General features: G+C 62.0%; 13 protein-coding genes. 4 read left to right on the top strand and 9 right to left on the bottom strand.

What is annotated here, in order from left to right:
• Window positions 1–15 precede the first annotated feature (15 nt).
• From ACQK2M_RS12190 to purU, 3 genes are all read right to left on the bottom strand, one after another.
• Window positions 16–489, bottom strand: coding sequence for a chemotaxis protein CheW (locus tag ACQK2M_RS12190; protein ID WP_425418033.1), 474 nt, complete (start codon window positions 487–489; stop codon window positions 16–18).
• Entirely contained in the window at window positions 489–2,462 is a 1,974-nt protein-coding gene (locus tag ACQK2M_RS12185; RefSeq protein WP_425418032.1) for a methyl-accepting chemotaxis protein, read from the bottom strand. The genes ACQK2M_RS12190 and ACQK2M_RS12185 overlap by 1 nt, the downstream gene beginning before the upstream one ends.
• A 328-nt stretch (window positions 2,463–2,790) precedes the next feature.
• Entirely contained in the window at window positions 2,791–3,648 is an 858-nt protein-coding gene (gene purU / locus ACQK2M_RS12180) for a formyltetrahydrofolate deformylase (RefSeq protein WP_425418031.1), read from the bottom strand.
• A 420-nt stretch (window positions 3,649–4,068) separates the two neighbouring features.
• Between purU and ACQK2M_RS12175 the strand changes: the two genes are divergently transcribed.
• From ACQK2M_RS12175 to ACQK2M_RS12160, 4 genes are read left to right on the top strand one after another with little or no spacing between them, the layout of a single operon-like run.
• Window positions 4,069–5,109: a TRAP transporter substrate-binding protein gene (locus ACQK2M_RS12175; RefSeq protein ID WP_425418030.1), complete on the top strand. Its 1,041-nt coding sequence runs from the start codon at window positions 4,069–4,071 to the stop codon at window positions 5,107–5,109.
• Between the two features lie 7 nt (window positions 5,110–5,116).
• Window positions 5,117–5,626, top strand: coding sequence for a TRAP transporter small permease (locus tag ACQK2M_RS12170; RefSeq protein WP_223475202.1), 510 nt, complete (start codon window positions 5,117–5,119; stop codon window positions 5,624–5,626).
• A gap of 4 nt (window positions 5,627–5,630) precedes the next feature.
• The gene (locus tag ACQK2M_RS12165; RefSeq protein ID WP_425418029.1) at window positions 5,631–6,986 is read left to right on the top strand and encodes a TRAP transporter large permease; all 1,356 of its coding nucleotides are present in this window, start codon (window positions 5,631–5,633) and stop codon (window positions 6,984–6,986) included.
• 27 nt (window positions 6,987–7,013) lie between these two features.
• A complete protein-coding gene (locus tag ACQK2M_RS12160; protein WP_425418028.1) occupies window positions 7,014–8,726 on the top strand; it encodes a thiamine pyrophosphate-requiring protein in 1,713 nt (570 codons plus the stop codon).
• 60 nt (window positions 8,727–8,786) lie between these two features.
• Here the strand turns inward: ACQK2M_RS12160 and ACQK2M_RS12155 are convergent, their stop codons facing one another.
• From ACQK2M_RS12155 to ACQK2M_RS12130, 6 genes are all read right to left on the bottom strand, one after another.
• The gene (locus ACQK2M_RS12155; protein WP_425418027.1) at window positions 8,787–10,244 is read right to left on the bottom strand and encodes an aldehyde dehydrogenase family protein; all 1,458 of its coding nucleotides are present in this window, start codon (window positions 10,242–10,244) and stop codon (window positions 8,787–8,789) included.
• A gap of 31 nt (window positions 10,245–10,275) precedes the next feature.
• Window positions 10,276–11,592, bottom strand: a complete 1,317-nt coding sequence (locus tag ACQK2M_RS12150; protein WP_425418026.1) for an ABC transporter ATP-binding protein — start codon at window positions 11,590–11,592, stop codon at window positions 10,276–10,278.
• Complete coding sequence (locus ACQK2M_RS12145; protein ID WP_425418025.1) at window positions 11,585–12,319, bottom strand: ABC transporter ATP-binding protein; 735 nt, start codon at window positions 12,317–12,319, stop codon at window positions 11,585–11,587. Before ACQK2M_RS12145 ends, ACQK2M_RS12150 begins: the two co-directional genes overlap by 8 nt.
• Window positions 12,316–13,284: a branched-chain amino acid ABC transporter permease gene (locus tag ACQK2M_RS12140; RefSeq protein ID WP_425418024.1), complete on the bottom strand. Its 969-nt coding sequence runs from the start codon at window positions 13,282–13,284 to the stop codon at window positions 12,316–12,318. Before ACQK2M_RS12140 ends, ACQK2M_RS12145 begins: the two co-directional genes overlap by 4 nt.
• Window positions 13,281–14,147: a branched-chain amino acid ABC transporter permease gene (locus tag ACQK2M_RS12135; protein WP_223475208.1), complete on the bottom strand. Its 867-nt coding sequence runs from the start codon at window positions 14,145–14,147 to the stop codon at window positions 13,281–13,283. Before ACQK2M_RS12135 ends, ACQK2M_RS12140 begins: the two co-directional genes overlap by 4 nt.
• Before the next feature lie 67 nt (window positions 14,148–14,214).
• Window positions 14,215–15,417: an amino acid ABC transporter substrate-binding protein gene (locus ACQK2M_RS12130; protein ID WP_425418023.1), complete on the bottom strand. Its 1,203-nt coding sequence runs from the start codon at window positions 15,415–15,417 to the stop codon at window positions 14,215–14,217.
• Between the last annotated feature and the right edge of the window lie 37 nt (window positions 15,418–15,454).

The raw sequence follows: 15,454 nt of genomic DNA, 5'->3' as shown, positions 1-15,454 counted from the left end.
CCGAACAACTCTGCGTCAGGCCGCTTCCATGTTTTCCTGAACGGTGTCGAACAGTGTCTTCAGGTCAAGGAAGCAGACCATGTCGTCTCCGACCGGCACGATGCCGCGGGTCAGCGCCTTTTCTTCCGCGCTCATCACGTCCGGCACCGGCTGCATTTCTTCCGGCTTGACGGTGACCATGTCGGACACGCTGTCGACCAGGATACCGACGCCGCGATCGCCCTCGTCGATAACGATTATGGCGCTCTGCTCGGTCGGCTGGATCGCCGGAAGGCCGAGGCGAAGCGCCATGTCGACCACCGGAATGACCTTGCCGCGCAGATTGATGAAGCCCAGCACGTAATCCGGAGAATGCGGCAGCGGCGTCGCCTTCTGCCAGACCCGGATTTCCTTTACCGCCATGATATCAAGGCAGAAAACCTGGTCTGAAAGGCGGAACGAAATGATCTTCAGGATCGGTTCCGAAGTGCTCATATTGCTATCTCTCATCAAAATTCTTCCCATTCGTCAGGATTGGTAGCGAGGTTGGACTTGGCGTTGAACGCCCGCGCGATGTTTCCGACCATCGCCCGCGCAGGCGATGCGACGGTCCGTGCCGCTTCCCCGGCAGGCACAGGCCGCGGGGCGGATGCGACCTTCGGCTGATCCCCGAGACGGAAAGTGGCGATCTTGGATTTCATGTCGCCGGCTTCGTCGGAAAGCCTGTGGGTCAGCGCGTTTGTTTCCTCGACCATGGCGGCGTTTTTCTGCGTCACCTGATCGAGCTGGTTAATCGAGTTGGAAATGTCCTTGATACCGGTCGACTGCTCGCTCGCGGCCGTGGCGATCGACTGGATGCGGTCGTTGACATCATTCACCTTCTCGGAAATGTCCGAAAGCGCCGCACCGGTGCGGTTGACGAGTTCGACGCCGGTGGAAACCTCCCGGCCCGACTTTGTAATCAGGTCCTTGATCTCCTTGGCGGCGCCCGCCGATCGCTGCGCGAGTTCACGCACTTCCTGCGCGACAACGGCAAAGCCCTTGCCCGCCTCGCCCGCCCGCGCGGCCTCGACACCGGCGTTGAGGGCCAGCAGGTTCGTCTGGAAGGCGATCTCGTCGATCACGTTGATGATGTTGGAGATTTCGCCCGAAGCCTGCTCGATCTGTCCCATCGCGGAAACCGCCTCGGCGACGATCTTGCTGGAGGACTCCGTCTCGGCCTTTGTCGAGGCGACCTTTTCGCTGGCCTCACGGGCCATCTCGGCCGCGCTGGTGACCGTGGCCGCAATTTCCTCGACAGCGGCGGACGTCTCTTCGAGCGAAGCCGCCTGCTGTTCGGTGCGCCGCGACAGCTCGTCAACGGAGCTGCGCATTTCAACCGCGCCGCTTTCGATAACCTCGGTGTTGTCGCGCACGTCCTCGAGCGTCTCGCGAAGCTTCGCGATGGCCGAGTTGAAGTCCATCCGAATCGTGTCGAGGCTTTCGATGAACGGAGATTCGATGCGCACGGAGAGGTCACCCTCCGCCACACGCTGCAGGCCCTCGCCAAGACGGCTGACGACTTCATCGACACGGGCCGCTTCTTCCCGGCGCGTCTCGTCGTTCTGCTGGCGCTCCGTCTCGGTCATCGACCGGCTTTCCTCGGCCTCGCGCTCGACGCGCTGCTTGGCGAGCGCGTTCTCGCGGAAGATCTCGAGCGCGCGCGCCATCGCGCCGATTTCGTTCTTCGCTTCCGTGTGCGGGACTTCGATATCCAGTTTGCCCTCGGCCAGCGCCTGTGCCGTCTCCGTCAGACGCGGGATCGGCCGCAGGATAGCACGCGACAGAAACGCCATTGCGATGATGGCGGCGACAAGCACGGCAAGCGATGCAATCGCGAGCGCCGACGACATTTCACCCGCCAGGGCCGTGATCACCGACTTCTGCACCCCGGCATAGAGGATGCCCGTGACATCGCCGGACGGCGAGAAGATCGGCTGATAAATGGTGAAATAGGGCGTTCCCAGAATGACCGCCTCGCCGCGGAAGGTCTCGCCACTGGTGACGACCGGATAGACCGCGCCGCCCTGGCCGAGTTTCGTGCCGACCGCGCGGTTGCCGTCCGGCTTCACGATATTGGTCGTGCGGCGCCAGAAATCTTGGCTTTCCGCGTCCCAGGCAAAAACCGTCGCCGTTTCGCCGGTCATGCGGCCGACGCTGTCGATCATGTCATGGGTTGCGAAGGATTGCGGGATTTCCTCCATGACGATGCGGTCGACATTGCCGTCCGCCGCCCAGGTAACCGTCGTCCCCGGAATGTCGCGTTCGGCGATCGTTGCAGCCACCCGGAGGCTCGCATCCTGCCGGTGAACGGCTTCGCTGGCGATACGATCCGAGACGATCATGTAGACGGCGGCCGATACCGCCAGCAATGAGAGGACGATGATGAAACCGGTCGATGCGGTAACGATACGGACAAGGCCGAAACGGGAAAGGAAACTCATGAATTCCTCTTGATACACTTCGATCACATGAAGGCAGACCGACGTCTTCGGCAGCGGGCGGGACGAAGTCCCTGCGTGAATGCGAGCGCCGGAAATGCAGATCAGAGGAATTTGCGGGGTGCCGTTTCCGCGACCTGTAGCGCCAAGCTGACGAAACGACATCATGTCGATACATCCCGAAGGATGCCGTGGCGTAAATTGCCCGCCCCACTACGCCGCAGAAACGATAAAATTATCTTAATCGGGATATCCGCAATATCGCCGCCCCACCGGGCCAAACCCGGCGGTTTTCAAGGCGACCTGCGACGTAACGTACGCGACGGCATACCTACTTGGCGAATACCACCGTCTTGTGCCCGTTCAGCATCACCCGTCGCTCCAGATGCAGCTTGACGGCACGGGCGAGCACGCGGCTTTCGATGTCACGCCCGGTCGCGACGAAATCGTCGGGCGTCATGGCATGAGTGACACGTTCGGTTTCCTGCTCGATGATCGGTCCCTCGTCGAGATCCGGTGTCACGTAGTGAGCGGTCGCGCCGATCAGCTTTACGCCGCGCTCATGCGCCTGATGATAGGGCCGCGCGCCCTTGAAGCTCGGCAGGAAGGAATGGTGGATATTGATCGCCGATCCGAAAAGACGATTGGACGTCTCGTTCGACAGGATCTGCATATAGCGCGCCAGAACGACCAGTTCGGCGCCGGTTTCCTTGACCAGTGCGAGCAGCTTGCTTTCCTGCTCGGCCTTGTTTTCCTTCGTCACCTTCCAGCAGTGATAGGGAATGCCCTCGATCTCGGCGGTCTGGCGCGAATCCTCGTGGTTCGACACGATGGCGACGACCTCGGCCGGAAGCCAGCCGACACGGATCTGGTAGAGAATGTGCAGCATCGCATGGTCGGATTTGGAGACCATGACGATGATCTTCGGACGCTCGGACAGGTCCGAGACCGAGACTTTCATGTCGAAGCGTTGCGAGGTCGGCCGCAAGGCGCGCTCTATCGCCGCACGATCGACTCCGTCCGGCGCCATGAGGGCGATGCGCAGGAAGAACCGGTTTGTCGTCCTGTCCCAGAACTGGTTCGATTCGGCGATGTTGGCGCCAGCCGCCGCGAGTTCGGTGGTCACCGCCGCGACGATGCCCGGTCGATCTTCACAGGTCAGCGTGACGACGAAATGGTGCGCAGACATGGCTTTTCACTTTCCGGCTGACTTGGCCTGGCAGCATGCGAAGCGGATATGCTCGCGTGCGAGGCCGATGATCGGATGACGGCATTTTCATACGCGTTTCGGGCTCGGATTCGCAAGCGAACCCATTCAACTTTCTTATAATATGAGATGGCCGTCGAGTTTCAGGCGTAAAATTACCCGCCTTTTTTGCAATTTTTTCCCAAGTTTTTGCAATGTGAATTGCGCTAGAACCCGTAGACCGCGGCTTTTGAGGAATCCGACGGCAAACGGTTGGTGACATCCGGCCGGAAAAAGGCTTGAAATAGGCTAACGGGATCGACTGGGAGGTGTTTTCCAAATCCGAATTGAGATTCGGCAGCGCCATGCTCGCCGCGCCTGCAATCGATCACCGACTAGAACACCCATAAGAGGAGGATACACATGAAAACTCTGAAACTGGCGGGTGCTGCCGTACTCGGCGCCGCTATCGCGCTTGCGGGCACGTCCCTGGCATCCGCCCAGGAATTCACCTTCAAGCTTCACCAAATGCTCCCGGCCACGGCGCCGGCACAGACCCGCATGCTCGAGCCCTGGGTAAAGCAGGTCGAGGAAAACTCCGGCGGTCGCGTGAAGATCGAGATCTACCCGGCGATGACCCTCGGCGGCACCCCGCCCGAACTGGTACAGCAGGCGCGTGACGGCGTGGTCGATCTCATCTGGACCGTCAACGGCTACACGCCGGGCCAGTTCCCGCGTACCGAGGTCTTCGAACTGCCGGGCGTATTTCTGAACGACATCAAGGCAGCCAACCTCGCCATGTACGACATGTTCGAGGACAACCTGAAGGACGACTACAAGGGCCTCGAGGTTATGTGGCTCCACGTCCATGCTGGCCAGGCGATCATGTCGGTGGACAAGGAGATCCGTTCTCCCGCTGACACCGAGGGTCTCAAGATCCGTATCCCGAACCGCACGGGCGCGTGGGTGATCGAGGCGCTTGGCGCATCGGCGCTTGCGATGCCTGTTCCAGAGGTGCCTAGCGCGCTCTCCAAGAAGGTCGTCGACGCGACACTGCTTCCCTGGGAAATCATCCCGGTGATCAAGGCTCAGGAGCAGATCGACTACTTCATCGAAGGTCATGACGAGACGCGTTTCGGCACCACCACTTTCCAGGTGTCCATGAACCAGGCACGCTGGGACGGCCTGCCGGACGACATCAAGAAGGCGTTCCGCGATGCATCGGGCCGCGACTGGTGGGGTAAGGTCGCCGAGGCATGGCGCGCCGGCGACGACTTCGGCATCAAGATGGCCACTGATGCGGGCAAGACCCACATCATGCTGACCGAAGAGGAAACGCAGGTGTTTCTCGACACGCTCGTTCCGGTGCAGGAACGCTGGATCGAGGAAGTCAACGGCAAGGGCATCGACGGCGCCGGTCTCGTGGCGAAGGCCAAGGAACTGATCGCCAAGAACGCCGAATAGGAACGATATGGCATCCAATGTCGAATCCGGGACGAGGCTTCACAGCCTCGTCCTTCGCTTGTCCACCGGCTGGGCGATCCTCGGAGGATTTGTTCTGCTGGCCGTCGTTGTTTTCAACGTCGCATCCGTGGTCGCCGCTGCGGTCATGAACAAGTCGCTGCCGGGCGACTTCGAAATCACGGAACTCGGCGTTGCCATCGCCGCATTCGCTTTCCTTCCCTACTGCCAGATCGCCGGGCTCAACGTCACCGCCGACATTTTCACGGCCGCTGCGTCGCGCTTCTGGCTTGCGGTCTTCTCGCTGCTCGGTGCGCTGGTGGCCCTGGGTTTCGGAGGGCTGCTGCTCTGGCGCATGTATTACGGCATGCTCGACCAGCGCACATACGAGACCTCGACGGCAATATTGCAGATACCGCTGTGGTGGGCATACGGCGCATGCCTGCTCTCGCTTGCCCTGCTGGTTCTCGCCAGCTTCGCATCGGTGGTCAATTCCCTGAACGCCATGGTCAAGGACTAGCACGATGGACCCCATCACTCTCGGCGTCACGGGCCTCATCGTTCTCATCGCGCTGATTGCGATCCGAATTCCGATCGCCTACGCCATGATCCTTGTCGGCGGCGTCGGCGTCATGCTCATAAACGGCCCGCTCCTCGTCCTGAGCCAGTTGAAGACGCTCGGCTGGGGCGTGTTCTCCAATTACGGGCTCTCGGTCGTCCCCATGTTCGTGCTGATGGGTGCGCTTGCGTCGCGCGCCGGTCTCAGCCAAGCGCTGTTTCGCGGCGCCAATGCATGGCTCGGATGGATGCGCGGCGGCACGGCAATGGCCGCCATTGCAGGCTGTGCGGGCTTTGGCGCGGTCTGCGGCTCGTCATTGGCTACCGCTTCCACGATGGGCAAGGTCGCCCTGCCCGAGTTGCGGCGCTTCAACTATTCGGGCGCATTGGCAACCGGATCGCTGGCCGCCGGCGGCGTGCTCGGCATCCTGATCCCGCCTTCGGTGGTGTTGATCATCTATGCGCTGATCGTCGAAGCGAACATCGTGACCATGTTCGCTGCGGCAATGCTGCCCGGCCTGCTCGCGGTCGTCCTGTTCATACTGACGATTGCGATCTACGTCGCCATCAAGCCGGACGCCGGACCACGTCACACTGGCGTCAATGTCGGCGAGTTCAGGGACGCCACCATCGGCCTGATCCCGGTCATGATCATCTTCGGTCTTGTCCTCGGCGGGATCTATGGGGGTTTCTTCAACCCGACGCCGGCCGCGGCGGTGGGCGTGGCGCTGGTCTGGATCTATGGTATCTTCACGCGTACGATCGGCATCCGCGAACTCATGGACTCCCTCAAGGAGACGGCCGGCACGACTGGCATGATCTATCTGATCCTGCTCGGCGCGGAACTGATGAAGATTTTCATGAGCCGCATCGGCCTGCCGCAGGCAACCGCCGAATGGATGGTCAATTCCGGTTTCGAGCCGATGCTCGTGCTCGTCCTTTTGCTCCTGGCGTTGATCCTGCTCGGCTGCCTGATGGACAGCCTCTCGATGATTCTTCTCGTCATTCCTTTCTTCTGGCCGGTGCTGCTGGAGTTGAATGGCGGCATCTACCAGGGCGCGGAAGGCGCGGGCTTTGGAATGAGCTCCGAGGAGTTGAAGATATGGTTTGGCATCCTCGCACTCATCGTTGTCGAACTGGGGCTTATTACGCCCCCGGTGGGTATGAACGTCTTCGTTATCTCCGCCTTGGCAAAAGACACGCCCATGAGTGAAACTTTTAAGGGTGTTATGCCATTCTTCGCCGCGGAAATGATCCGGGTGGCCATTCTTCTGGCTTTCCCGGCAATAACGCTCTGGTTGCCACGGCTTCTGAGCGGATAACGAAGAAACAGGACCGAGGTTGAACGGATGAAGCACACTGCTTCGGGTGACATTACGGCTGGCGGTGCGATTTTCACGCGCCTGAAAGCCCTCGGCGTCGACTACGTCTTCGCCAATTCAGGCACGGATTTTCCACCGATCATCGAGGGGCTGGCCGAGGCCGCCGCCAAGGATATCGATCTGCCGAAGGCGCTCATTATCCCGCACGAGCACGCGGCGCTCGGCATGGCGCATGGCTACTACCTGATGAGCGGCAAGGCACAGGCCGTCATGCTGCACACCAATGTCGGCCTTTCGAACGGCGCGACAGGTGCCATCAACGCCGCCTGCGAACAGATCCCGATGCTGCTGATGTCCGGCCGCACGCCGGTGACGGAGGCGGACCGTTTCGGCGCACGGACAGTCCCGATCGGCTGGGGGCAGGAAATGCGCGACCAGACCGCTCTGGTGCGAGAATCCTGCAAGTGGGACTACGAACTGAAGTTCCCCGAGCAGATCGCCGGCCTGCTGGACCGCGCGCATTCCATCGCCAACTCGACGCCGAAGGGTCCGGTCTATCTGTCGCTGCCGCGCGAAACATTGTGCGAGCCGACACCCCGCGACGGCCTTGAAGGGCCGACGACGATCCAGCCGGTCACAGGCGCCGCCAATCCCGCCGATATCGCAACCGCCGCAAAGTGGCTTGCCGAAGCGAAGAACCCGCTCGTCATCGCGCAACGCGGCGCGGGCGACCGAAAGAGCTTCAAGGCCTTCGCGAAATGGGCGGAGGACTGGGGCATCGCCGTCTGCTCATGGTGGGCGACGCATCTCGCGATCGCGACCGACCATCCCTGCCATGTCGGCGCCGACCCGGGGCCGTGGATGGAGAAGGCGGATGTCGTCGTGGTGCTCAACTGCATCGCCCCCTGGTGGCCCGACAAGCACAAGCTCAACGAGGGTGCAAAAGTAATCAATATCGGTCCGGATCCCGTTTTCAGCCGTTTCCCGGTCCGCAATTTCCCCTCCGATCTCACGATTGCGGGTGAAACTTCGTTGACCGTTCCGGCACTGATCGACGCCATGGCGGAGCTTTGGCGCGACGACAGCGCGATCGCCGCCCGCCGCCAACATCTCGCGGCGGCTTCGCAGCATAATCGCGAAACGCTCGCCGAAAAGGCGACATCGGACACGGCACGCGGCATCACCAAGGCCCATGTCAGCCATTGCCTCGGCGAGGCGCTGGACGGCATCAAGTCGAGCGTCTTTTCCGAACTCGGGACGTCGCTTGGCACACTGAAACGCACCGACCACAATTCCTGGTTCCAGGAGCCGCATTCCGGCGGCCTCGGATGGAGTTTTCCTGCGGCGCTGGGCGCCCAGCTTGCCGATCCGGACCGCGTCTGCGTCGCCACGATGGGCGACGGCTCTTACATGTTCTCCAACCCCACGGCCTGCCACCAGATCGCCGAGGCGCTCGAACTGCCAGTGCTGATCATCATCCTCAACAACGAGGAATGGGGCGCCGTGCGTGCTTCAGTCACCGGCATGTACCCGAGCGGCTTCGCCTCGCGCGCCAATGAAATGCCGCTGACGGCCCTGAAACCCTCGCCCGACTTCACCAACACGGCTGCAGCCAGCCGCGCATGGGCGCGCAAGGTCACCGACCCTGCGGAGCTTCCTAAGGTTCTGGAACAGGCGCTGAAGGTCGTGCGTGAAAACCGGCGCACAGCGCTACTCGATGTGCGTGTCCTGCCGGACTGAGGCAGCCAAACAAAAAACGCCGGGTCGAGGCCCGGCGTTCTTCAATTCGATCCAGCAGCCTTAGAAGACCGGCGGGAACGGCCGTCCGCCGCGATCGAGCGTGATCCAGCGCGTTTCGGTGAATGTCTCCATCGACCACCTGCCGCCATGCTTGCCCGAACCGGATGCCTTGAAGCCACCGAACGGGACATGCGGCTCGTCGTTCACGGGCGAGCAGTTGACGTGGCAGTTCCCCGTGTCGAGACCGTTGACGATCGCGAGCGCCCTTCCCTCGTCTTCGGACATCACGCCGGCCGTCAGGCCGTATTCGCTGTCATTGGCGAGCCGCACCGCTTCCTCGTCGCTCGAGACCTTGAAGATTGAGCAGACCGGACCGAATGTTTCTTCCTGGTACATCAGCATGTCCGGCGTGACATTGGCGAACACGGTCGGGCTGATGAAGCGCCCGTCGATATCGCCACCGGCGAGCACGGTCGCACCCTTGGCCTTGGCGTCGTCGAAATGGCGCTTGATCCTTTCGGCGGCGCGGTCGTTGATAACCGGGCCGAGGATGTTTTCCTTCTGCGTCGTTTCGCCGACCGTCAGTTTCTTCACGCGCGGAATAAACTTCTCGATGAAGTCGTCATAGACATCCTCGTGAACGATCAGGCGTTCGATCGACATGCAGATCTGCCCCTGGTGCATGAACGAACCGAAATTCGCCGCCTGTACGGCGCGCTCCATGTCCGCATCGTCGCACACGATCATCGAGTTCTTGCCGCCAAGCTCCACGCAGCACTTCTTCAGATGTGCGCCGGCCTTGGCCGAAACCAGCCGACCGACAGCCGTCGATCCGGTGAACGATATGCCCTTGACCAGCGGGTTCTCGATCAGCTCGTCTCCGACCGCGGCGACGCTTTCGCGCGAACAGGTGACGACATTGAGCACGCCCTTCGGCAGACCGGCTTCCTCGAAAACCTCCGCCCAGAGCAGGCCGCCGATATAGGGCGTGTCCTCTGACGGCTTGAGCACGATCGTGTTGCCGGCGACCAGCGGGAACAACATGCCGCGACCGGTCAGGATAAGCGGGAAGTTCCAGGGACTGATCACGGATACGACACCCATCGGACGCCGGACAGCCATGGACAGCTTTCCGTATTCCGACGGCATGACATCGCCGATCGAGCCGTAATTGGCGGCTGCGGCAGCCGGGAAGAGTTCGGCCGTGTAGCCGGTCTCGAACATCGCCTTGCCGAACCAGCCGCCGCCCTCGGCCATCACCGCCTCGGCGATTTCCTGGCGGCGTTTCTCGAAGATCTCGCCGGCTTTGATCAGGAGATGCGAACGCTGGTTGAACGGCATGGCCGCCCACTCGGGAAACGCCTCATGCGCCGCCTCGATCGCTTTCCTCGTGTCCTCGACCGAAGCATCCGGGACATTCGCCCAGATCGATCCATCCGAAGGGTTGTAGTCAGGGAAGGTCTCCGACTTGGTCGTCCAGCCGCCTCCGATATACATTCCATCCATTACGCGAGCCATCTCATTCTCCATTCCTGGTTTCGTCGAATAATTATCGCATCGCCTTTTCGGCGAGTTTCTCGGCCTTTCGGGCCAATTTTGCGGCTTTCTTTGCGAGCTTCTTTCGCTTGCCTTTCAGCTTGATCTTCCCGCCATCGCCGTTGACGTGCCGGGATATCGGATTGGCATCCCGGACGGCGCTCACGTGGTTCCTGTGGATCGCCTCCGCGCGCCTCACGAATTCGGCAACCGGAAGGTCGGGCGCGACCGGGGCGGACACGTGAACAGCGCCAGAAGGCGCGGATAGCCTCGGAGCAGACTGCTTCGGATCGGGGACTGACTGGATCACCACGCGATTGGCTTCGACATGCGCACGCTGGCGGCGCACTGCCTTATCGGCGAAATCCGCCGCCCGCCTGCTGAGTTCACTGGCCTGGCTGGACATGATGATCGGTTCTCCCCCCCTCTCCAATTGTTGTGCGACCGGATGACCATGCCCGTTGGCGTGGCCGTTCGAGCCCTCGCGAAGCGTCACGACATGATTGCGCTGTATGCGTGTCGCGCGCTCCACCAATGTCGCAACGGAGTCGTCCTCTGCGTCATTGAGCAAACCGATATCGGCGATGTCGTAGCGCGCTGGCGGCATTGTGGGTGCGGATGCCGCACCTCCGAGATACGCCGCCTGAACCGCCGGATCGCGGATCAGTTCGGCGCCCGTACCCTCGCCCGTGATGTGCCCGTTCTCGATCAGGTAGCCACGGTCCGCGATTGCGAGGCTCTGCTTGGCGTTCTGTTCGACCAGAAGGATCCCGACGCCGGTTTCGCGCACCGCCTTCAGTGACTTGAACAGATCCTTTGTCAGCAAAGGCGACAGGCCGAGCGACGGCTCGTCCAGCATGAGGATCGACGGGTTGGACATCAGCGCGCGGCCGATGGCGACCATCTGCTGCTCGCCGCCGCTCATGGTCCGCGCGATCTGGGAACGGCGTTCGCCGAGGCGCGGAAACAGTCGCAGGATCTCCTCGCGGCGTTTCGCCTCGTGCTTGCGTGCCTGCGGGCCGTATGCGCCGAGTTGCAGGTTCTCGGCCACCGTCATCTCGCCGAAGATGCCGCGGCCCTCCGGCACCAGGGCCAGCCCCGCCTCCACGATCCTGTGCGGCTTGGCATTTGTGATCTCTTCGCCATCGACGAGGATTTGCGTACCGCCGTTCGCGGCAACCAGGCCGCCGATCGCTTTCAGAAGCGAACTCTTGCCCGCGCCGTTTGCGCCGAGGATCACACAGATTTCCCCCTTCGCGACGCGGATCGACACGTTTTCGAGCGCCCGGTGCGCGCCGTAGGAGACGGACAGTCCTCGGACTTCAAGCATCGTCGGCTCCCAGATATGCCGTGACGACCTCGGGCTGGTTCAGGACGTCATGCACCGAACCGTCCGCGATTTTCACGCCGCTGGACATCACGACGCAGCGGTCGCAGAGCGAGCGGATTGCATCCATGACGTGCTCCACCATGATGATCGTACGCCCGTCCTCGCGCAGGTCGCGGATCAGTTCGATGCCGATCTTGAGTTCGCTCGGATTGAGACCGGCGAGCCATTCGTCAAGCAGGAGAAGACGCGGATTCGATGCCAGCGCCCGCGCCAGTTCAAGCCGCTTCTGGTCGATATAGGTCATCGATCCGGTCGGCGCGGAACCACGCCCGCCGAGACCGACCCGCTCCAGCAGGACTTCCGCCTCGCGGTAGGCATCGTCGCCCCAGGCGCGAATATGGCCGAACACCGCGCCCGCGATCACATTCTCCACCGCGCTCAGCGACGGCAGGATGCGCACGAGTTGGAAGGTCCGCGCAACGCCGCGCTGCGAAATCTTGTGCGCCGGCAAGCCGGATATCGCCTCTCCGTCGAGACGGATTGTCCCGGACGTCGGTTTCAGCGCGCCGGAGATGAGGTTCATCATGGTCGTCTTGCCGGAGCCGTTCGGCCCGATCAGGCCAATCAGTTCGCTTTGCTTGACCGTGAAATCGACATCGTTGACAGCGACGAGGCCGCCGAACGCCTTGCGAACCGTCTCGACCGAAAGAAGCGCCCTGCCCGTCATTCCGCCGCCTCCGGCACTGGCGCCACCGCGCCTGCCTTGCCGGCACGAGGCTTGCGAAAATCCTCGATCAGCCCGATCACGCCGCGCGGCAGGAAGTAGACGATAGCCATGAAGGCGACGCCGATCAGGAGGCTGGTGTGGTTCGGGAAACTCGACGAGATCCTGTCGAACAGGATCGTGAAGGGAATTACCCCGAGCAACGGCGCCCAAAGCCGGCCGGTTCCGCCGAGCAGCGCCATGATCACCACCTGGAACGAGATCACCGGATTGAAGGCGGATGGCGGTTCGACATAGGCGAAACGCGGCGCGAGGATCGCGCCGGTTATGCCGATGAACGCGCCGGAGACCATGAACAGGATGACCTTGGAGCGCGCGACGTCGATGCCGACATGGCGTGCAACCGTTTCGTCATTGCCGATGATCCGCATGGCGAAACCCAGCCGCGAACGGTTGATCAGCCATCCGGTCGCGTAAACGATCGCGGCCAGTGCGAGCAGCATCCAGAAGATGTGCTTCTCCGTCATGTCGGTAAAGACATAGAGACCGACCGACGTGGTGAAATTGGTCTGCAGCCACGTCACGACCTGGCGCACGAGTTCCGCAAGGCCAAGCGTGAAGATAACGAAGTACACGCCGGACAAGCGCAGCGTCGCCACGCCGACGAGCCCCGCCAGAATGGCAGCCGCAATGCCCGCGATCGCCAGCAGGAGCGGGAATGGCAGGCTGTCAATACCCAGCCCAACCGTATAGGTGCCGATCCCGAAAAACGCAGCCGTGGCCAGCGAAATGTAATGCGTCGGTCCGGAAAACAGCGTCCAGGCGGTGCAAAGCACGGCGTACATGGCGATGTTGACCGAGAGCGAGAGGTAATAACCGTCATCGACGAGCGGAATCGCCGCCGCAGCGCCAAAACCAAGCAGGGCGAAGGCAGCGACACGCTGTTCCTTTTCGCTGAACCGGGTCATGCTGTCTGCCTTCCGAAGATACCCTGCGGACGGATCAGCAGCACGATGATGAACAGCGTATAAGTCGCCGCCAGCGTCAGGCCGGGGTCGATCAGGCTCGCCACGGCGGTTTCCGCGAGGCCGAGCAGCAAAGCCGCCAGGACCGCACCGCGCACGTCGCCCACACCGCCCATGATCACGATGATCAGCGCCTTCATGGTGAAGATCACGCCCATTGACGAGTTGAAGGTGTAGAAAGTCGACAACAGCGCGCCACCGGCGGCCGTCAGAGCGCCACCCAGCGCGAAAGCGAAGGCCGAAGCGCGCGGCACGTTGATGGCGACAAGGCTCGCGGAGGACGGGCTGACCGAGACTGCGCGGATCGCCGTGCCGTAACGCGTCCTGTAGAGGAAAAGGTAGAGTCCAGCGGCGATCACAACGGCGGCGCCCAGCGCAACGATGCGGTTGAGCCCGTAATTAGCGCCAAGGATGCGCACCGGCTCGGACAGGAAATTGTAGGAGAAATAGCTGCCACCGAAGACCAGCAACATCACGCCCTGCATGATGAACATCAGCCCGAAGGTCGCGAGGATGCTGTCGACTTCCAGTTGGCCTCGGTTCTTCGCGCGGTCGACCAGCGGCTTCATCGCGTAGACATAGATCAGCCAGTTTAGCAGGAAGGCCGCCGGCGCGATGATGGCGATGCCGATAACGGGATTGATCGATGCGGCCGTGTAGAGCCAGAACGCGCAGAAGCACGCCAGGACGAGGTTTTCCCCGTTGGCGAGATTCATGATCCGGGCGACGCCGTATTGCAGCGTCAGCCCGAGCGCTATCAGCGCATAGGTGCCTCCCAGCACCGTTCCCGTGATCAGAATATCCATCGCAGAATTCTATTCGCTTTCGCCGGTGCGGCGAAGGCCGCACCGGTTTTGTGGTTAAGCGGAATGCTTACTTCCAGCCCGACTTGACGATCGGATCGGCCTCGCCGCCCGCGCCCTTCGACGCGATGCCCTGGAATGCGCCGTCCTGCCACTGGCCGACGGTCCAGAAGCTGCGGATGACGTTGTTGTCGAACTTCCACTCACCCATGATCGTGTCGAAGGTGCCGCTGTTCAGCGCCTCGATGACAGCCGCCTTGTCGATCGAGCCGGCAGCCGTGATCGCCTGTTCAAGAGCCTCGAGGCTGGCATACTGCACAGGGCTCGCCCAGAAATCAGGCGCGACGCCCGTGACTTCTTCCTGGCGCTTCGCGAAGTCCTGATAGGCTTCGGTGGACGCGTTCACGCCGCCGACACCCATGACGCCGTTCGCCGCCGCGCCGTTGGCTCCGGCAAATGCCGGGAACGCGGTCGCGACACCGGTGTAGAAGACCTTCACCGGCATCTCGGCGATCGCGGCCTGCTTGGTCAGGCCGAATGTGTCGGCCGGATAGGAGAAAGCAACAAAGCTGTCCGGGCCGGCATTCATCGCGCTGGAGATGATCGGCGCGAAGTCCTGTTGCTGCAGCGGATAGGACGTCTCGTAGACGATCTCGAAACCGGCTTCTTCGAATGCCGGCTTGCCGGCATTGGCCAGTTCGATGCCGAACGCGTCGGCGACATTGACGACCGCGACCTTCTCGTTGATCTGGCCCGCATCCTTCATCTTCTTCATGACATCGACCAGCGAGGTCGCCATGCCTTCGGAAGTGCCCAGCGTCCAGAAGCTGTTCGGCCAGCGCGCGGCGAACTCGTCCACGCCATCGGTCACGGCCGTCACCGCAATGTGCGGATAGCCGTATTTCGCGATCAGCGGCGCGGTGGCGAGGTTGATGCCGGTTCCGTAGGGCGGGATGATGAAGTCGACCTTGTCCACCGTCGCGAGGCGCTGGATGTTCTTGATCGCTTCCTCGTTGGAGGTGCGGTCGTCATACTCGATGAGTTCGACCTTCATCTTTTCGCCGCCAACATCGATGCCGCCGCGCTCATTGACGTCATGCACCCAAAGCTGGATGGCCGGCCAGTAGGTCACGGCCGATCCGCCCGCCAACGGCCCGGTCTTCGGCGCACTCGCGCCGATGGTGATCGAGCCTTCGGCGAGAGCCGGTCCCGCCAGCACAGCGCCGGCGAGAAGAGATGCCGCGAAGGTCTTGATAAGAGTTCTGCGTTCCATTGGTTCCTCCCTTGAGAACGTCGGTTTCATTCCACCC

This window comes from Oricola indica, assembly GCF_965227485.1.
In the GTDB taxonomy this organism is placed as follows: domain Bacteria; phylum Pseudomonadota; class Alphaproteobacteria; order Rhizobiales; family Rhizobiaceae; genus Oricola; species Oricola indica.
This window is presented reverse-complemented; position numbering and strand designations above follow the sequence as displayed.

Bases quoted from the DNA above. Each gene is read 5' to 3' on its own strand.
- ACQK2M_RS12190 (WP_425418033.1), bottom strand. From the start codon at position 489: ATGAGAGATAGCAATATGAGCACTTCGGAACCGATCCTGAAGATCATT.
- ACQK2M_RS12185 (WP_425418032.1), bottom strand. From the start codon at position 2,462: ATGAGTTTCCTTTCCCGTTTCGGCCTTGTCCGTATCGTTACCGCATCG.
- purU (WP_425418031.1), bottom strand. From the start codon at position 3,648: ATGTCTGCGCACCATTTCGTCGTCACGCTGACCTGTGAAGATCGACCG.
- ACQK2M_RS12175 (WP_425418030.1), top strand. From the start codon at position 4,069: ATGAAAACTCTGAAACTGGCGGGTGCTGCCGTACTCGGCGCCGCTATC.
- ACQK2M_RS12170 (WP_223475202.1), top strand. From the start codon at position 5,117: ATGGCATCCAATGTCGAATCCGGGACGAGGCTTCACAGCCTCGTCCTT.
- ACQK2M_RS12165 (WP_425418029.1), top strand. From the start codon at position 5,631: ATGGACCCCATCACTCTCGGCGTCACGGGCCTCATCGTTCTCATCGCG.
- ACQK2M_RS12160 (WP_425418028.1), top strand. From the start codon at position 7,014: ATGAAGCACACTGCTTCGGGTGACATTACGGCTGGCGGTGCGATTTTC.
- ACQK2M_RS12155 (WP_425418027.1), bottom strand. From the start codon at position 10,244: ATGGCTCGCGTAATGGATGGAATGTATATCGGAGGCGGCTGGACGACC.
- ACQK2M_RS12150 (WP_425418026.1), bottom strand. From the start codon at position 11,592: ATGCTTGAAGTCCGAGGACTGTCCGTCTCCTACGGCGCGCACCGGGCG.
- ACQK2M_RS12145 (WP_425418025.1), bottom strand. From the start codon at position 12,319: ATGACGGGCAGGGCGCTTCTTTCGGTCGAGACGGTTCGCAAGGCGTTC.
- ACQK2M_RS12140 (WP_425418024.1), bottom strand. From the start codon at position 13,284: ATGACCCGGTTCAGCGAAAAGGAACAGCGTGTCGCTGCCTTCGCCCTG.
- ACQK2M_RS12135 (WP_223475208.1), bottom strand. From the start codon at position 14,147: ATGGATATTCTGATCACGGGAACGGTGCTGGGAGGCACCTATGCGCTG.
- ACQK2M_RS12130 (WP_425418023.1), bottom strand. From the start codon at position 15,417: ATGGAACGCAGAACTCTTATCAAGACCTTCGCGGCATCTCTTCTCGCC.